Here is a 16,520-nt window from a genome sequence, read left to right on the forward strand (position 1 = left end):
ATTTCGTGGGGATTCGTCAGACTCAGGTTCGCTTTTTTATTGGCAAAAAATACTGATTTGTATAGACAAACCGGACTATGTTGCCATTATAGGGCGCATTTGAATCCCCCATGAGTAATGATGACATCATGGCGGTTATTTGAATCGGGATGGCATATTTATTTAAAGAAAGACTAAAGAGGGTTTTATGAATTCCAAGATACTAATTAAGATAGTTTTTTGTTTGGGTTTAGTCAGTCTGGCAGGGTGTTTACGCACACCTGAATGGACACTATTTTATTATGCAGACGAAGCCCAAAAGCCTCAAAACCCAATAAACACAGATTATATAGCTGGTTATTATGACACCCTTGAACAATGTCAGTTAAAAGGGGACGGCATGTTACGTCTAAGCGGTAAAAGCTATGTTGCAATGGACAATAGCGCCCTTGAAAATGCGACTGCGATTCCAGTCGCCATCGAGAAAGGATATCAATGTGAACAGCTATGTGAAGTTAATGACGATAATGTCATTATCTGTAAATAGGCTGCCCTAGGGAAAGGCTTAATGCAGTTTAAACAAGATTTTTTTGAGCAACTAGAAGGGTTTTATTCGCAAGTTTACCCTTTGCCGATCAGTAATCCACACTGGTTAGCATGGAGTGATGATGCAGCAAAACTCATCGGGTTATCAGAGCCTAATGATGAGCTGCTAATGCAGTTATCAGCGAATCATGCCGTGCCCGGTGCCAGTTATTATGCCCAGGTTTATAGTGGTCATCAGTTTGGTGGCTATTCTCCTCGTTTAGGTGATGGTCGTTCAATTATTCTTGGAGAAGCATTCACAACCAAGCCAACAGGTGAACATAGCCTTGCTTGGGATGTTGCACTAAAAGGTGCAGGGCCAACACCATACTCCCGTCATGGTGATGGTAGAGCAGTAATGCGTTCGGCGGTGCGAGAGTTTTTAGCCTCAGAAGCATTGGCGGCGCTGTCGGTGCCGACAACTCGGGCACTCGCCGTTATCGGTTCAGATTTACCTGTATGGCGAGAGTCGCAAGAAACCGCAGCGATTACAGTCAGATTAGCTAAAACTCATATTCGATTTGGTCATTTTGAGTATTTTTGCCATAGCAATGAAGGTGGTAAGGATAAATTAATCAAGCTGCTTAACTTTACCATTGCTCAGCATTACCCGCATTTATCTCAGGACTATCAAGGTTACAAAGCCTGGTTTACTCAAGTTGTTAAAGATACAGCGGTGTTAATTGGACATTGGCAAGCCGTTGGTTTTGCTCATGGGGTGCTGAATACCGACAATATGTCGATTCTTGGTGACAGTTTTGACTTTGGTCCGTTTGCTTTTTTAGACACCTTTAAAGAAGACTTTATTTGCAACCACTCTGATCCGGAAGGGCGTTACGCCTTTGGCCAGCAGCCTGGTATTGGCCTTTGGAATCTGCAGCGTTTGGCGCAAGCATTAACCCCGGTGATAGAATCCGATGACCTCGTTGCAGCGCTTAATACTTATCAAGCGGAATTAGTGCAGCAATATTTATTACTGATGCGGGCTAAAATGGGTCTTGGACTCGGTGATTTAGCTGCAAACACAGTGGATAAAAGTACATCGAAATTAGCAGAGTTACAGGCAGCACAAGATAAAGCTGATTTAGACTTTATTGGCCGATTTTGCGCGGTTATGCAACATAATATGTTGGACTATACCCATACTTTTCGTGCACTTGGTCAGCTAGATATTGGGTGTAATAATCCTAATATTGCTGATGACATTATTGACCGACCTCAATTTGATACTTGGTTTAAAGATTACCAACAACGCGTTGTTGCAGGTAATAATGGCAAGATGGTCGAGATAGCCGCATGGCAAACAGACCGAAATAGCGTTAATCCAAAGTACATTTTGCGAAATTATTTAGCCCAAGAGGCCATTGTAGCGGTCGAAGAAGGTGATAATAGTAAGCTCGTTGAGCTGCACCAATTACTGACAACCCCTTATGCAGAGCATACAGATAAACAACATTATGCTGAGCGTCCTCCGCAATGGGGACAAGGTTTAATCATGTCTTGCAGTAGTTAATTATCATTACTTGTATAATAGTTAGTCATCGTTATTTGTATAATGGTTACGGTCATTGATAGTCATTAGTCGCCAATGGGCGCATGTAAATCAGCCCAATAAATCAGTTTACCAGCACACTTAAGGAAGATTATGAACTCAGGTTCATTTGAGAAAAAAGCGCCAAATTCAGTGGCAATTAAAAATGCCCAATTAGATGACGAAGCATTGAGTATCTTGATCTCTGCCAATATTGATTTTGAACGGTTCGAGGCGTTTGCAGACCCTTTAGCTTTGGCGTTAGATTGTGAGGTGCGTGAGCGCCAATGGGGCGCAGACCGCCACCAATGGCTACTAAATTTTGAAGGTAGTCAGCTATGGCTAAACTATGAGTTTTACGGTGATATTTGTTGGATATCCACAGAGACCCAAGCTGATTTGGAAGTGCTAGAGTATCTAATGACTTTGCTCGCGCCGCTGATAACGTCTCCGAATTCATCAATATGTACAGCACAAGATGCATCAAATAAGGCAAAGGACGATTTATGAGTAATCGCATAGAAGAGTCAGTCCCGCAGGTCACACTCACGCCAAACCAGCAGGATGCATCGTTTCATTACCAGGCGCTTACCCCTGATTTAATCCTCGATGCGATTGAAAGCCTTGGTGTATTCCCTGAAACCGGTTTGTTAGCGCTCAATAGTTACGAAAACCGTGTTTACCAGTTTCGATGTGATCGCGGTAATCGTTATGTGGTGAAGTTCTATCGTCCACATCGTTGGAGTGAGGCGCAAATTCAAGAAGAACATGATTATGCATTAGCGCTGGCAGCAGAAGATATCCCTATCGCAGTGCCATCAATCATCAATGGCAAAACATTGCACCATTATCAAGGTTATAAATTTACTTTGTTTCCTTCTATTGGTGGCCGTGCATTTGAAGTCGATAATTTAGATCAACTTGAATCTGTCGGACGTTTTATTGGCCGCATTCATCAATATGCGAGTAAGCAGCCTTTTCAATATCGAGAGCCACTTTCAAGCAAAATACTGGGCGATGATGCGCTGGCCTTTTTACAAGACTCTGGACAAGTTTCAGAAGGGATTAGCCAACAATTTTTTACTGTTGCTGAACAAGTACTGGATAAAGCCAAGGGCATTATTTCAGCCCATTCGTTTCCTACGATTCGTCTGCATGGGGATCTTCATGCCAGTAATATTTTGTGGACCCCAGATGGTCCAGGTTTTGTTGATTTAGATGATGCGCGCCAAGGTCCTGCTGTGCAAGATATTTGGATGATGCTGACAGGTGACCGACAGCAACGCTTATTACAGTTAGATGTGTTACTTGAAGGCTATCAGGAATTTTATGATTTTGACCAACGTGAGCTTAAGCTCGTTGAGCCTTTGCGCGCCTTAAGAATGCTGCATTACAACGCTTGGCTAACTAAAAGATGGCAAGATCCTGCATTTCCAATGAACTTTCCGTGGTTTGGTGATATCAAATACTGGGAACAACAAACGTTGGCATTTAAAGAGCAGTTAGCTGCGTTAGATGAAGCCCCTTTGAGTTTGATGGGATATTAGGCTTCTAAGATTCAATTGTAGATTGTTACAAATGATCTTGATAAGGTCTTGAGATACGAAGATAACCTACATTATGATACGGTTTAAGAAATTATAAATTTAGCTATGCATATTGGCTATATCGCTAATGGCATAAAACAGATGGCAAGTTTTAAATATTTTATTGTAAACAATATATTTTAAAGATTGCACACTAAAGGAAGCAAAATGAAAAAAGCACTATTAATGGCAGCAGCACTACTTTTAGCCCCAATGGCTGCAACTGCTGCAGATTATAAAGAAGGTGTGCATTACACCGTGATTAACGAAGGCCCAGCAACATCTAAGCCTGAAATCACCGAGTTTTTCTCATTCTTCTGTGGTCACTGTTATAACTTTTCAAAAACAGTGGTACCAAAAATTGAATCTACTTTGCCAGAAGGTGTGACATTCAACCAAGCGCACGTTGAGTTTATTGGCCGTGAAATGGGTACTGAAATGTCACGTGCATTTGCTATTGCTCATCAGTTAAACGTTGAAAAGAAAATTGAACATGCCATTTTCGTTGCGATTCATGACACCAAACAACGTTTCACCAGCCTAAAAGACATCCGTATGCTATTTATCGCCAACGGTGTTGATGGTAAAGATTTCGATGCGGCTGCAAATTCATTTATGGTGAATGCACAAATGTCTAAAATGAAGCGTGACACTGAGAATGCTAAATTATCAGGTGTACCAGCGTTAGTTGTTAACGGTAAATACCGTGTTGAGACGGGTTCAATCAAGTCTTACGATGAGTTATTAGAGATTGCTTACTACTTAACGTCTAAAGATAAGTAGTCGGTATTTTATTGGCGCGTTAATCGTCGATAACCAGCTAACGAAAGGAGCCTATAACGGCTCCTTTTTTATTGAGGCATTATTCATGAAGAGTGTGTAATGTGCTGAAAAAAAGCAAAAAAAAACCGTAGGTTTTAAAAATAGGATTTTAAAACGATACGGTGATGAGCCAATTGGCTCTTTATTTACCCTGAGTAACGTGGTTACTCTATCAAAGCGTCAAAAAAATGGCAAGTGTCATTTTTGTGTTGTTTTTAAATATCGATGATTTAATGGAAATAGTGTGGGTTATTTCATAGAAATTTAGATAAAAAATGTTTAATTTAATGAAACTCTGAAGGGCTTTATACTGTCCAATATAAGCCAATAAAGATAACAACCAAGCTTAGGAGTTCTCATGAGACGTTTCCCGGTTTATGCACCAAAGCTCATTGTAAAACACGCTAGAATTTTTGTGACAGGAGTGATTTGGGTTAAAGATTTAGGTTGTATTGAATTTAATCGTGGCCGTTTTGTGATGCCGAAAAAAAGCCTGCCAAAAGTGAAGCAGGCTGTTTCAGAACTTAATGAGCTACTTGCAGCTCAGCACCATGAAGCAAGTGCCGTTTAGCTTTCGCTGTTAAGCAAACCAACAAGACCGTTTACTTTGTCGTTCCATGAGTTTAGGTCTTGTTGCAGTTGTTGATTAGACTCAGTCAACTGAACATTCTTTTGCTTCTCTTCTTCAAGCTCCATTTTTAGTAGCTCAGCATTTTCAAGAGTAGCCTGGATTTTGGCTTCCAGTTGGGACAATAATTCAAGGCTCATATCGGGAGTCCTAATAGTTTCTGGATGGAATGCTGATTCTAGCAGTGACTGGGGTTTAAGGAATAGACAAATCTGTTAAGTGGTTAAAAAAAGTACCACTTTTACTACTATTTTCTAAGCTTTTATCATCCACTGGTTTATTTGCCCTGTTTTTTGTATTCAGACTGCAACAATTTACTTTTGTTGGGGGATTGTTCAGGGAAACCTTTTTAGCGTTATTCAATTTATTCCCTGTCTTTAATACGATATTGATTATTGTGCACTTCAATTGACGGTTAAATTTACTCCACATTGTCCATTTGCTTGACATTGCAACTGATGATTCATAGTCTGCAATCTCTGTTTTCAAGGTGGTATCAAATGGACATCAAATATAATTTAAAATCGTCACGCCGTACTGAGCAATTTCAACCTGAAGGTAATGTTGGCTTTGGTAATCTCAGAACTGATCATATGTTTTTAATGGACTATCGAGATGGCCAATGGTGCGACCCTCGCATCGAACCGTATGCTCCTTTTGAAATTGCCCCTGGTGCAATTTCACTGCATTACGGACAATCAATTTTTGAAGGCGCCAAAGCCTTTATGCATGATGATGGTGAAATCTATACTTTTAGATTAAATAAAAATGCCGAACGCTTAAACACCTCTGCAGACATCTTATGTATTCCTAACCTTGATGAAGATAAACAACTTGAAGCAATTAATGCATTAATCGATGTGGACCGTTTATGGTTCCCAATGCAAGACGGTGCATGTTTATATATTCGTCCATTTATTTTTGCAACAGAAGATAGATTGTCGGTTAGCCCTAGCTTGAATTTCACCTTCTGTGTCATTTTAAGCCCAAGTGGTGCTTATTATGCCGATGGCGTGAGCAAAGCGATTCGTTTGCTTATCAGTAAAAAATTCCATCGTGCGGTTTCTGGTGGTACTGGCGCATCTAAAGCCGCAGGTAACTACGCAGCGTCTTTACGTGCAGGCCAAGCGGCAGCTGAGTATGGTGCAGCGCAGGTGTTATACCTTGACGCTAACAACCAGCAGATTGAAGAAGTGGGCGCGATGAACCATTTCCATGTGTTAAAAGACGGTACGGTTGTTATTCCAACCTTCACCGACACGATCCTTAAGTCTATTACGTCTCAATCAATGCTTGAACTTGGGCATATCTTAGGTTGTGAAGTTCGCCAAGAAACGATCATGCTTGATAAGTTCATCGCCGATATTGAAGCGGGTGAAATTGTTGAAGCTGGCGGCTTTGGCACCGCAGCGGTAGTATCGCCTGTAGGATCATATATCTTTGAAGATGGCCGTGTTGTTACTGTTGGTGACGGCGAAGTGGGCCCGAGTATTAAACGTATTTACCAAATTTTCACTGAGTTACAAAATGGCCAACTTGAAGGCCCTGAAGGTTGGGTTAAACGCGTTGAGCGTGTTGCACCATAACTAGTTACAAGGTCATTAATAGCAGAGTTTGAGTCGCGAATAGCTAGCTCTTGGCATAACAAAAATGCGACCTCCTTACGTTATATTGATAACGTTATTTAGGAGGTCGTTTTTTATTGTGCGTATTCAAAGACGAATGATGGCAATAGGCACTAATGAATTCTTATCTCATTATGGCTTATTGCTCGCTGACGATATCCGTACTTTTTTCAAGCTTATCTTGCTTTAATTTCTTTAAGCAATCATCAGCTGTTAGCGGCTTACTTAATAGGAAACCCTGCACTTGATCGCAGCCTTCATATTTTAAGAAGTCGAGCTGCTCTTGAGTTTCAACACCTTCAGCGACAACATTAAGCTCTAAACTGTGGGCGAGGGTAATGATTGCGCTGGTAATTGCGGCATCATCGGGATCTTCAATAATATCACGGACGAATTCTCTATCGACTTTAAGGGTATCGATAGGGAAACGTTTTAAATAACTTAAGCTTGAATAGCCTGTACCAAAATCATCAATGGCAATAGTAAGCCCCAAGGCTTTTAACTGTGATAATACTTTCACAGAATCTTGTGGATTCCCCATAATCATCGACTCTGTTAGCTCAAGCTCTAGGGCACTTGCTGGTAGGCCAGATACCGCTAATGCCACTTCAATGGTTGAAATAATATCGGCTTTAAGCTGCCTTGCTGATAAGTTCACCGCAACCGAAATATCGTCGAAACCTAATTGATGCCAACTAGCTAGCTGGTTACATGCTTCATCAATTGCCCAGTGACCAATGGCATTAATCATCCCTGTTTCTTCAGCAAGCGGTATAAACTCAACAGGTGAGATAAAGCCTAGAGTCGGACTATTCCAGCGCAGTAGAGCTTCGACACCTAAAATGCGCTTGGTCTTGATATCGTATTTAGGTTGATAGACTAAATAAAGCTCATTATTTTGAATCGCCTCTTTAAGCCCTGCTTCGAGTTCAACGTGGCGTGTTGCGTATTGGTTTAACTCTTCGGTGTAGAATTGGAAGTTATTACGCCCCAAAGATTTAGCGTGATACATGGCTGTATCGGCATACTTAATTAACGAGGTGCTGTCATCTGCATCATTGGGGAACAGGCTAATCCCAATCGATGGAGACACAGTCATGTTTTTACCATCTAATAAAAAGGGTGCTTTAAAGGCATTAAGTACTTTTTCTGCAATGATGGTGGCAGCTTTGAGTTTGGCGACACCTTCAAGAATAATGGTAAATTCATCACCACCTAAACGGGCTACAGTATCACCATCGCGAATGGCGTTCTGTAGTCTTGATGCCACGGCTTTTAATAGTAAATCACCCACGTGATGACCCATAGAGTCATTGATATGTTTAAAGCGGTCTAAATCAAGGAATAGCAGCGCCACAATCGACTTAGAACGATGTGCTTTGGTGATTGCTTGATTTAATCTGTCCTGGAATAGGGTTCGGTTTGGTAAACCCGTTAACGGATCAAAGTTAGCTAAAATCCGTAGATCTTCTTCGGCTTTTTTACGCGATGTTATATCGGTGAACACAGCTACAAAGTGACTGGTTTCCCCTTTATTATCGATGACTTGGTTGATTTCAAGCCAAGCGAGAATGCCTTTTTTATCTTTGGTGCGGATGTTAATTTCACCGGCCCAGTGCTTTTTGCGCAGTAGTTGTAATTCAACATTATGGTAAAATTCTCTAGAACGTTTGCCATGAGCCAAATACAAAAAGTGTTTACCTGCAATGGCGTCATGATCAAAGCCTGTGATACGGCTAAACGCAGGATTGACTGTACGAACTCGATAATCTAGTTCACCGACGACTACCGCCTCATTCATACTGTGCAGTACTTGAGTAGACAGTTTAAGCTCGTTCTCGGTTTCTTTTCTGACCGTGATATCTTTATGGGTACCGGCCATTCTGACTGGACGTTCTTGTTGGTCCCACTCAACGACTTTTCCGCGATCAATCAACCAAACCCATTTTCCAGGTTGTTTTTCGACTCGGTATTCTGCTTCAAAAAACTCAATTTCGCCGTCTAAATGCTGATTGAGAATTTTGGCGACTCTGACTTTATCTTCTGGATGGATGTTATTAATCAATGCCTGGGTTTCGTCGCCTAGCATTAATGGCGGAACCATATCGGTGCGATAGACTTTATTTTCGCGAATGTTCCAATCCCACATGCCATCGCCTGAAGCCCAAAGTGCGAGTTTAAGTCGCTCTTCAGAGGCGCGAATACTCATTTCAAACTCACGTTGCTTTTCACGTTTGAGTTGTTTTAAGTAAACGATAAAGGTCAATATCAACATGATGGCAATACCATAGATGACGTAGGCGCCTTTACTGAGATATAAAGGTGGAACAACAGTAAACTTAATGCTTAATGGGGTTTGTTGATAGTTGTTGTCTGTTAACGTAAAACGAACTAATAGCTCATAATCTTTAGGTGAAAGATTGGAAAAGGCAATCTCATTGGTTTGATGTAAATCGACCCAGTTATCATTTTGGCCAAGCAGTTTATAGCTAAACTGGTGGAATCCAGGGTAATTAAATTCTAATGCACTGACATCAAATCGAATGATTTTGTCCTCATACGGCATAAATAGCTCTGGGGGAGACATGAGATCATATAATTGATGACGTTCTTCACCAAAGCTATAACTGGTGAGTGCTAACTTGGTATCTGGCCTAATGGCTGGCACATTTTCTGGCATGAACTGGTTTAGGCCGTTAATGCCGCCAAACCATAATTCTCCATCAGGATCTTTAAATTTAACACCACCGTTAAACTCATTGGCCTGTACGCCATCAAATTCATTAAAAGTGGTTAAGTCATGGCCTGCTAGGCGGATTAGCCCTGAATTTGTACTAAGCCATAAGTCGTGATTGTCATCTTCAAGAATGGCATAAATCGTATGCTGTTTTATTTGTTCATTTAGGGCTTGGAAATGGATAGAGCCATCTGCTGTTTCGATAATTTTATCGACGCCGCTATGAGTCGCCATCAGAAATTGATCATCACTGGTGACAATAAAATCTCTAATTCTGTTATCACTTAAGGTGGTGTCATCTGCGGGTTGACGCATTTTTAAGGTCAATTGCTGTTGGTCTGGCTTTAAGCGCACTAAGCCCGCCATAGTGCCTATCCATAAGCTGTCATTATGATATTTAAGTGACAGAATCGTTTGTTTATTCGGAGAGTAGTCAGGTTGGAAATCAAACTGATACTGATGTAATACACCTTCACCCGGTAAAACGAAATACAAGCCGTTGTTACTACCTATCCACAGGCGTTGCTGGTCATCTAAGGCTAAACTACGGATATGTAGAGTATTTGGTATTAAATGGTCAAATGCTGGGAGAAAGGTTAATTGCTGGTCAGTGCTTAATCTTGCTAAGCCATGGCTAGTGCCAAACCATAAATTACCATCTTGAGTTTGGGTGATAGCATGAACAGTTAGGCTTAGCTCATTTTCATTAAGGTTGAGCGCTTTAGCAAACAAATCATTGTAGTAATAAAATTGGCCTTGTTGTTCATCAAAGCTCTTAAGGCCAGCACTTTCAGTTCCTATCCATAAGCGTTGTTGTTTATCACGAAAAATAGCGCGGATCATATTGGCCATTTTCGGCTTTGACGGATGCATTTCGTATATATGATTGAAATAGATTTGATTCAGGTTGAGCTTGTTAATGCCTGAATAACGCGTGCCGAGCCACAGAGTACCATCATGGGCGAGCATGATGCTCTGCAAGTTATTCTCACTAATGGATTTACGGCTGTTAGGGTCATATTTATGGACTCTACTGCGCCATTGATTATCGATGTAATCCAGTTGAGTTAAGCCAGAATTAGCCCCAATTGCCCAAACTTGGCTACTGCTACTAATGACGAAATCTTTTATTTCATTAAATATTGTCGGCTGTTCATTAACCCAGATTGTTGTTTTAGCATGGGTCTCTAAATCGTATCGGATAAGTTTGTTCTCAATGGCTAACCAAACTGAGCCATCAAGTTTGTTATTCTGGATACTGTTTACTCTTAATTCAGACGGGATATCGAGTCGAATAATGGTGTTGCTATCAATAGCAAAAGTGCCGCTTTTTTCTGTGCCAACGAAAATGTATTTATCATCAACATTTGCGACACTGGTAATGTGCGGTTCCACATTATTACTGAGGCTTATTCTGGTTATTTTGTTGGATTTTAGCGATAAAGTGTATAAACCCGTTTTAGTACCGATCCATAAATAGTCACCAATAAGGGTGATTTTTGACACCCGTAAATCCGCTAAGCCCTGTTCGACACCATAATTGGTAAATTGGCCTGTTGTAAGGTCTAAACGGCTTAGCCCTTGGGAGTAGGTAGCAACCCATAAATTATCATCAGCGGACTGCAGTATATCTGTGATGTAATTTCCTACGATACTATTCGGGTTGTTGCTGTCATTCAGAAAAACATCAAATTGAATGCCGTTGTAACTGTGCAGACCATCTTGGGTACCCACCCACAGCATGCCGGCTTTATCCATGAATAATTTTGTGACTGAATTTTGGTTCAACTCATTAGAGGCTTCAAACTGTTCAAAAGACAGTAAGTGGTTATCGTTCTGGGGAGTGAAGGCAAAAACGGAAGCCGACATTGAGGTAAATAAAACCCAAATGAACAAGCATGCTCTCAACGTTTTGGATAAAGGTAAATTCAATCTGCACCTATTGTTATGGGTATGAGCATTGATAAAGCATCATGCTGGGCTGCATTTTGTTAGTTTTGGCAAACTCTTTTAACAATGATAGTAAGGCAGTCGCAAAATGGATCATTATCAAGTCAAATGTAAGTACCACGTTAACGGTATTTACAGCCAATAACCTCCATATTACGTAGCTATGTGTTTTATTTCAAATTAGATTTCAGTTTTTGATTCTAGTGAATGTTGTAAAATGGCGTAGTGATTAACAATGAGAAGAAGTGAGCCTGTAAAAACGAAAAAACACGCTATTTAGCGTGTTTTAAAATGAGATTAATGACTACTTTTTGTCTGTTGTATCAGCTATGTACTGTTTGAATATCTCGTCTAGTTGCTGATCTTTTTCTAGCCAAACATTATTGAGCCAGCGCTGAAACTCAACCCGTGTTTCAGCCTGCGAGAAATACACTTCTGAATCTACTACCGGGACAGGTAGTTGCTCAACTCGCACTACAATTCTTTTTACTCGACCAGACATGACTTGATAAAGCACACCTTCCTTTGCTTTGGCGTCCGCATCTGGATAGGCCAATGTCATATTGAGTAGACCAGTAAATTGCTCGCCCATTGCTGACAGGGTAAAAGCAATCCCGCCAGCTTTAGGGCGCAAAAGATGACGATAAGGTGATTGTTGACGACGATGCTTATCAAGCGTAAAACGGCTGCCTTCTACATAATTAATGATAGATGTAGGTGTGTTTTTAAACTTTTCGCAGGCTTTACGCGTTGTTTCTAAATCTTTGCCTTTTAATTTGGGATTCTTTTTAAGCTTCGCAGGACTAGTACGGTTCATAAATGGCATGCCAAGAGCCCAACAGCCTAAGCCTAAAAAGGGCACAAAAATAAGCTCTCTTTTTAAGAAAAACTTCAGCATTGGAATATTGTTTCGCAAGATATAAGTTTGCGCAGCAATATCAAAACCACTGACATGGTTACTGATAAGCAAATACCAACCATTTTGGTCTAACCCATCTAAACCTTGAATGTCCCACTCGACTTTAGCGATTAATGCCAAAATGCCGCCATTACATGTAGCCCAAGCCCACATAAAACGATTCATCAAGCTCAATAGTGCTTTACTAGGTCCTTGAAAAGGGATGAACAATTTAATGATGCCGCCAATACTGATTAAGCCTGCCCATAGAACAGTATTAATAATCAATAAGCAGGTACTAATGAAAAAAATAATTGGACCGGGTAAAAAATTTAGCATGGAGCTAAATACCTCTATTTATTGTTTTCAGCCATTGAGCTGATTTTATTGTCTTTTTCTAACCAGAGTTGATTCAATTGATTTTGAAACTCAATTTTAAACTCTCGGTCTTTACTGTAATCACCGCGCATAGCATCGGGGATATCTGTCACTTGAATATCAACATGCACTTCATCTAGGTCGTTGCAAATATACTCCCAATAAGAAGGTGTTTTACCTGGATAGTAAATGGTGACATTAACTAATTTATTAATTTGGCTGCCCATGGCATCAAGCGCAAAAGCCATTCCACCCGCTTTCGGTTTGAGTAGATGCTCAAACGGCGAGCTTTGCTTTTTATGTTTACCAGGATGGAACCGCGTCCCTTCAACAAAATTCATCACACTCACAGGCTTGTGCTTAAATTTTTCACAAGACTTACGGGTGATTTCGGTATCTTTGCCTTTCAGTTTAGGGTTTCTCTTTAACTGCGCTGTTGAATAGCGACGCATAAATGGGAAGTCTAATGCCCACCAAGCTAAACCCAAAATTGGGACATAAATGAGCTGTTGTTTTAAGAAAAACTTTAAAAATGGAATTTTTCTATTAAACACTCGCTGTAAAATTAAGATATCTACCCAAGATTGGTGATTGGCAATCACCATGTACCATTCTTTTTCTGAGAATTGGTTATCACCAGTCAACTTAATCTTCGTTGGATGAAAAATGGCTTCTATAATCCCATTCACACTGATCCAAGCGCTGGCGCAATTATCCAAAATATAGCTGCAAACCTTACGAATGAATATAATTGGCAAGACCTTGAATATACTGAAAATAAGTATAGGTGTTACCCAGAAGATAGTGTTTATGACATAGCAAATAAATGCTACAGATCCTTTAATTTTTGCGAACAGCGGCATCTAGCTCTCCTGTAAATGGAGGCTTATGTTACTCCGTGATAAGCATATCCTCAATCAGCAGAACAATAATATCGCATTTTTTACTAAAAAATTACCTGTCAGATAATCGGTATCGGGCTGAATTATCCGCTTTTTAATAATTTTTATCTCGGCACGGGCTTTTTATTGCTGGCTTAAACGATTCATCAGTCGATCCATTGCGCGATACCCCAGTGCTTGAGCAATATGACGTCGTTCTGTGGTGTTTGATTGTTGCAGATCGGCAATAGTGCGAGCGACTCTTTGTATACGATGAAAACTTCGCACAGATAAACCCAGTTGTTGAACACTTTGGTCGAGGAACTCTAAATCAGCCTGACTCATGGATAAATGTTGCTTCAACAAGGCTGGTGATAGCTCACTGTTAAGCATGCCTGCACGGGCAAACTGTCGTTGCCTAGCAAGATTAACGCGCTTGGCAATGCTTTCACTGCTCTCAGCTGTTTTTTGCGGTTGAGTCAGTGTGCCTGCAGGCAGTTTCGGAACTTCAATGGTTAAATCAAATCGATCTAAAAACGGGCCTGACAAACGGGATAAATAACGTTGAATTTGATCGGGAGTTGAACGTGCATTTTCAATATCACCACAAGGACTTGGGTTCATGGCTGCAATCAGTTGAAATCGACTCGAAAATTTAACCTTGGCTGCCGCGCGTGAAATAACGACTTCGCCAGACTCCATAGGTTCTCGCAGACAATCGAGTACTTTACGCGGAAACTCGGCTATTTCGTCTAAAAACAATACGCCTCTGTGGGCTAGTGAAATTTCACCTGGTTTAGGAATACTGCCGCCACCCACTAAAGAAATGGAAGAGCAAGTATGATGCGGTGCGCGAAACGGTCTTTCTAAAAAGGCATTAGGTTTTATGTTAAGCCCTGCAACGGAATGAATAGCTGCGACATCAATCGCTTCTTCATAGCTGAGCTTAGGTAGTAACGGAATAATACGATTGGCAAGCATACTCTTGCCAGTTCCTGGCGGCCCTAAAAATAAGGTGTTGTGTCCACCTGCAGCGGCGATTTCTAATCCTTGTTTAGCTTGATACTGGCCGATGACTTCACTTAAACACAATTCTGGTCCAGTGCTTAGCTCTTCAAACCATTGCGGCTGCTGATCCACTAAAGGCAGTTTAGCTTGGCCATGCATAAAAGATGCAAGGTGTTGTAAATGAGCGACAAAGTGAGTTTGTTGATAACCGACTAATTCAGCCTCTCTGCGGTTTTCTATGGGGATAAAGAGCTGATGCTGCTGATTTTTAGCGGCAATAATGGCAGGCAAAATCCCAATACAAGGACGCACTTCACCTGACAGGGCTAACTCACCAATGAATTCACTATGGGCTAACTTATCTGATGGCACTTGACCTGAAGCCGCTAAAATCCCTATTGCAATTGGGAGATCATAACGACCGCCTTGCTTGGGGAGATCTGCAGGGGCAAGGTTAACCGTAATGCGCTGCATTGGAAATTCAAAGCCTGCATTAATCAATGCACTACGAACACGCTCGCGAGCTTCTTTAACTGAGGTTTCAGGTAATCCAACTAAGTTAAATGCGGGTAATCCATTACTTAAATGCACTTCTACAGTGACTTTAGGGGCTTCAACCCCGCAGCAGGCACGGGTGATGACACAGGCAATCGCCATAAACAAATCCTTTTGTTTGCTAATTTTAACTAAAATAATCCATTAATCGCAGTTAAGTGTAGCAGCTAAAATGAAACATAGATTTGCGCAGGCTTTGTGCTAACGGTTTGTGCTAAAGAATTTCACTTCAGAATATAAGATGTCGTTATTATTAAATATGAGCTCACTAGTATTTAGCTATCATTGATTTTGTGAATATTTCTTTAATTCAGCCATGCGATCTTCAAGGTTAGGATGAGTACTGGCCCAGTCGGGAATATCTATTTGATGCTTTGATTGTAGTAGTTTGTATAGAGATACCAGCGAGTCAGTATTTTGATACCAGTTATGTAAGTGCTCGGCTGCAAAGTTATCGGCCTCGTGTTCGTGGTGACGCGAGTAGCTTAAACTGGTGCCTAATACCGTTACACTCATTAAGGTGTCGGCAATACCACTGGCTTCACCTACGATCATCGCAGCAGCTATCGATAAGATGGAGGATTGCACTATGCTGGTCATAATGTGTCTATGTCGAATATGGCCTAACTCATGCAAAAGCACAGCTTGAAGTTGACTATCGTTGTCTGCAAGTTCAATCATTTCGTCGGTAAGAATGATATGGCCGCCAGCCATGGCAAATGCATTAGCGCCCTCTTTGCTTGAGAAAATAAGTAACTGTGGTGGTTGTGAAAATAATTCTGCTTGTTGGGGGAGTTTGTTTACTGTGTCGCTAAATAGTAGTTGAAGTTCAGCTTGGCGGTCGCTAGTTAAACTTGACTCGCTAAATCCCATTTCTTCCACCAGTGACAAACTGTAGTCGCCGACTTGCTTTTCAACAGAGTGAGGTACCATATTGGCAATCAATTTTGACGCTGTTGGAACACCATAAACAATCGTACTGTAAGTCACTATAACGGTGACGATACAAGCTACAACAATTAAGCCTAAATGTTGTTCAAGCTTATTAATGACAGAGGGTTTACTGTGCTTAGTGAGCCATTGATTTAAATGCTGGCTTTGACTGGCTACAAATACGTGGCCGCTATTAAAGGTAATATTACGTGGTGTATTTCCAAGTGCTGCAGAGATTTCTGTGGTTTCAAGTTGATGTTGACCGCTAAAAGGTTCACTACTCACCGTTAGCATTCCATTTGCCCCTAATACCATTGAAGCTGGGTATTTGGTGGCATTTTTAGGTGCCAGAATGTGGCCGTCTATTTGTTCTATCACAGCATTCTCAACATGGTTTTTTGATTAAGGTGAGGTTGAATAAAAC

13 protein-coding genes are annotated in these 16,520 nt (G+C 41.0%); 7 read left to right on the forward strand and 6 right to left on the reverse strand.

Annotation, left to right across the window (positions count from 1 at the left end; genetic code table 11):
- The first annotated feature begins 187 nt into the window (after positions 1-187).
- From AB4153_RS20360 to AB4153_RS20385, 6 genes are all read left to right on the forward strand, one after another.
- Complete coding sequence (locus AB4153_RS20360; RefSeq protein ID WP_303517930.1) at positions 188-526, forward strand: hypothetical protein; 339 nt, start codon at positions 188-190, stop codon at positions 524-526.
- A gap of 21 nt (positions 527-547) precedes the next feature.
- Positions 548-2,077 (forward strand): YdiU family protein, encoded by a 1,530-nt coding sequence (locus AB4153_RS20365; RefSeq protein ID WP_229372231.1) that lies wholly within the window; start codon positions 548-550, stop codon positions 2,075-2,077.
- A gap of 132 nt (positions 2,078-2,209) precedes the next feature.
- Positions 2,210-2,605 carry a DUF3630 family protein gene (locus AB4153_RS20370; RefSeq protein ID WP_229372228.1) on the forward strand — a complete coding sequence of 132 codons (396 nt, stop codon included), beginning with the start codon at positions 2,210-2,212 and terminating at the stop codon, positions 2,603-2,605.
- On the forward strand, positions 2,602-3,642 hold the full coding sequence (locus tag AB4153_RS20375) for a serine/threonine protein kinase (RefSeq protein WP_229372226.1): 1,041 nt from the start codon (positions 2,602-2,604) through the stop codon (positions 3,640-3,642). The genes AB4153_RS20370 and AB4153_RS20375 overlap by 4 nt, the downstream gene beginning before the upstream one ends.
- A 207-nt stretch (positions 3,643-3,849) precedes the next feature.
- Positions 3,850-4,464, forward strand: coding sequence for a thiol:disulfide interchange protein DsbA/DsbL (locus tag AB4153_RS20380; protein ID WP_102529569.1), 615 nt, complete (start codon positions 3,850-3,852; stop codon positions 4,462-4,464).
- A 397-nt stretch (positions 4,465-4,861) separates the two neighbouring features.
- A complete protein-coding gene (locus tag AB4153_RS20385; RefSeq protein ID WP_102529568.1) occupies positions 4,862-5,074 on the forward strand; it encodes a DUF1107 family protein in 213 nt (70 codons plus the stop codon).
- Here the strand turns inward: AB4153_RS20385 and zapB are convergent.
- Positions 5,071-5,271, reverse strand: coding sequence for a cell division protein ZapB (zapB, locus tag AB4153_RS20390; RefSeq protein WP_102529567.1), 201 nt, complete (start codon positions 5,269-5,271; stop codon positions 5,071-5,073). The genes AB4153_RS20385 and zapB overlap by 4 nt on opposite strands.
- Positions 5,272-5,631: 360 nt before the next feature.
- Here zapB and AB4153_RS20395 point away from each other — a divergent pair, with 360 nt between their 5' ends.
- Positions 5,632-6,717 (forward strand): branched-chain amino acid aminotransferase, encoded by a 1,086-nt coding sequence (locus AB4153_RS20395; protein ID WP_229372224.1) that lies wholly within the window; start codon positions 5,632-5,634, stop codon positions 6,715-6,717.
- A 178-nt stretch (positions 6,718-6,895) separates the two neighbouring features.
- Here AB4153_RS20395 and AB4153_RS20400 read toward each other — a convergent pair whose 3' ends face one another.
- The 5 genes from AB4153_RS20400 to AB4153_RS20420 all read right to left on the reverse strand — a co-directional run bounded on the left by AB4153_RS20400 (position 6,896) and on the right by AB4153_RS20420 (position 16,474).
- Positions 6,896-11,362: an EAL domain-containing protein gene (locus tag AB4153_RS20400; protein ID WP_371998509.1), complete on the reverse strand. Its 4,467-nt coding sequence runs from the start codon at positions 11,360-11,362 to the stop codon at positions 6,896-6,898.
- Positions 11,363-11,747: 385 nt separating this feature from the next.
- Positions 11,748-12,680, reverse strand: coding sequence for an acyltransferase (locus AB4153_RS20405; protein WP_102529565.1), 933 nt, complete (start codon positions 12,678-12,680; stop codon positions 11,748-11,750).
- Positions 12,681-12,694: 14 nt separating this feature from the next.
- Positions 12,695-13,582, reverse strand: coding sequence for an acyltransferase (locus AB4153_RS20410; RefSeq protein WP_371998510.1), 888 nt, complete (start codon positions 13,580-13,582; stop codon positions 12,695-12,697).
- A 162-nt stretch (positions 13,583-13,744) separates the two neighbouring features.
- The gene (locus AB4153_RS20415) at positions 13,745-15,265 is read right to left on the reverse strand and encodes a YifB family Mg chelatase-like AAA ATPase (RefSeq protein WP_371998511.1); all 1,521 of its coding nucleotides are present in this window, start codon (positions 15,263-15,265) and stop codon (positions 13,745-13,747) included.
- A gap of 180 nt (positions 15,266-15,445) precedes the next feature.
- A complete protein-coding gene (locus tag AB4153_RS20420) occupies positions 15,446-16,474 on the reverse strand; it encodes a M48 family metallopeptidase (RefSeq protein WP_371998512.1) in 1,029 nt (342 codons plus the stop codon).
- Positions 16,475-16,520 lie beyond the last annotated feature (46 nt).

Source organism: Shewanella sp. 10N.286.52.E4, assembly GCF_041468785.1.
Classification (GTDB): Bacteria; Pseudomonadota; Gammaproteobacteria; order Enterobacterales; family Shewanellaceae; genus Shewanella; species Shewanella electrodiphila.

Coding starts and splice junctions, on each gene's coding strand:
- AB4153_RS20415 (WP_371998511.1), bottom strand. CDS start 15,265: ATGGCGATTGCCTGTGTCATCACCCGTGCCTGCTGCGGGGTTGAAGCC.
- AB4153_RS20370 (WP_229372228.1), top strand. CDS start 2,210: ATGAACTCAGGTTCATTTGAGAAAAAAGCGCCAAATTCAGTGGCAATT.
- AB4153_RS20375 (WP_229372226.1), top strand. CDS start 2,602: ATGAGTAATCGCATAGAAGAGTCAGTCCCGCAGGTCACACTCACGCCA.
- AB4153_RS20360 (WP_303517930.1), top strand. CDS start 188: ATGAATTCCAAGATACTAATTAAGATAGTTTTTTGTTTGGGTTTAGTC.
- AB4153_RS20395 (WP_229372224.1), top strand. CDS start 5,632: ATGGACATCAAATATAATTTAAAATCGTCACGCCGTACTGAGCAATTT.
- AB4153_RS20405 (WP_102529565.1), bottom strand. CDS start 12,680: ATGCTAAATTTTTTACCCGGTCCAATTATTTTTTTCATTAGTACCTGC.
- zapB (WP_102529567.1), bottom strand. CDS start 5,271: ATGAGCCTTGAATTATTGTCCCAACTGGAAGCCAAAATCCAGGCTACT.
- AB4153_RS20400 (WP_371998509.1), bottom strand. CDS start 11,362: ATGTCGGCTTCCGTTTTTGCCTTCACTCCCCAGAACGATAACCACTTA.
- AB4153_RS20365 (WP_229372231.1), top strand. CDS start 548: ATGCAGTTTAAACAAGATTTTTTTGAGCAACTAGAAGGGTTTTATTCG.
- AB4153_RS20385 (WP_102529568.1), top strand. CDS start 4,862: ATGAGACGTTTCCCGGTTTATGCACCAAAGCTCATTGTAAAACACGCT.
- AB4153_RS20380 (WP_102529569.1), top strand. CDS start 3,850: ATGAAAAAAGCACTATTAATGGCAGCAGCACTACTTTTAGCCCCAATG.
- AB4153_RS20410 (WP_371998510.1), bottom strand. CDS start 13,582: ATGCCGCTGTTCGCAAAAATTAAAGGATCTGTAGCATTTATTTGCTAT.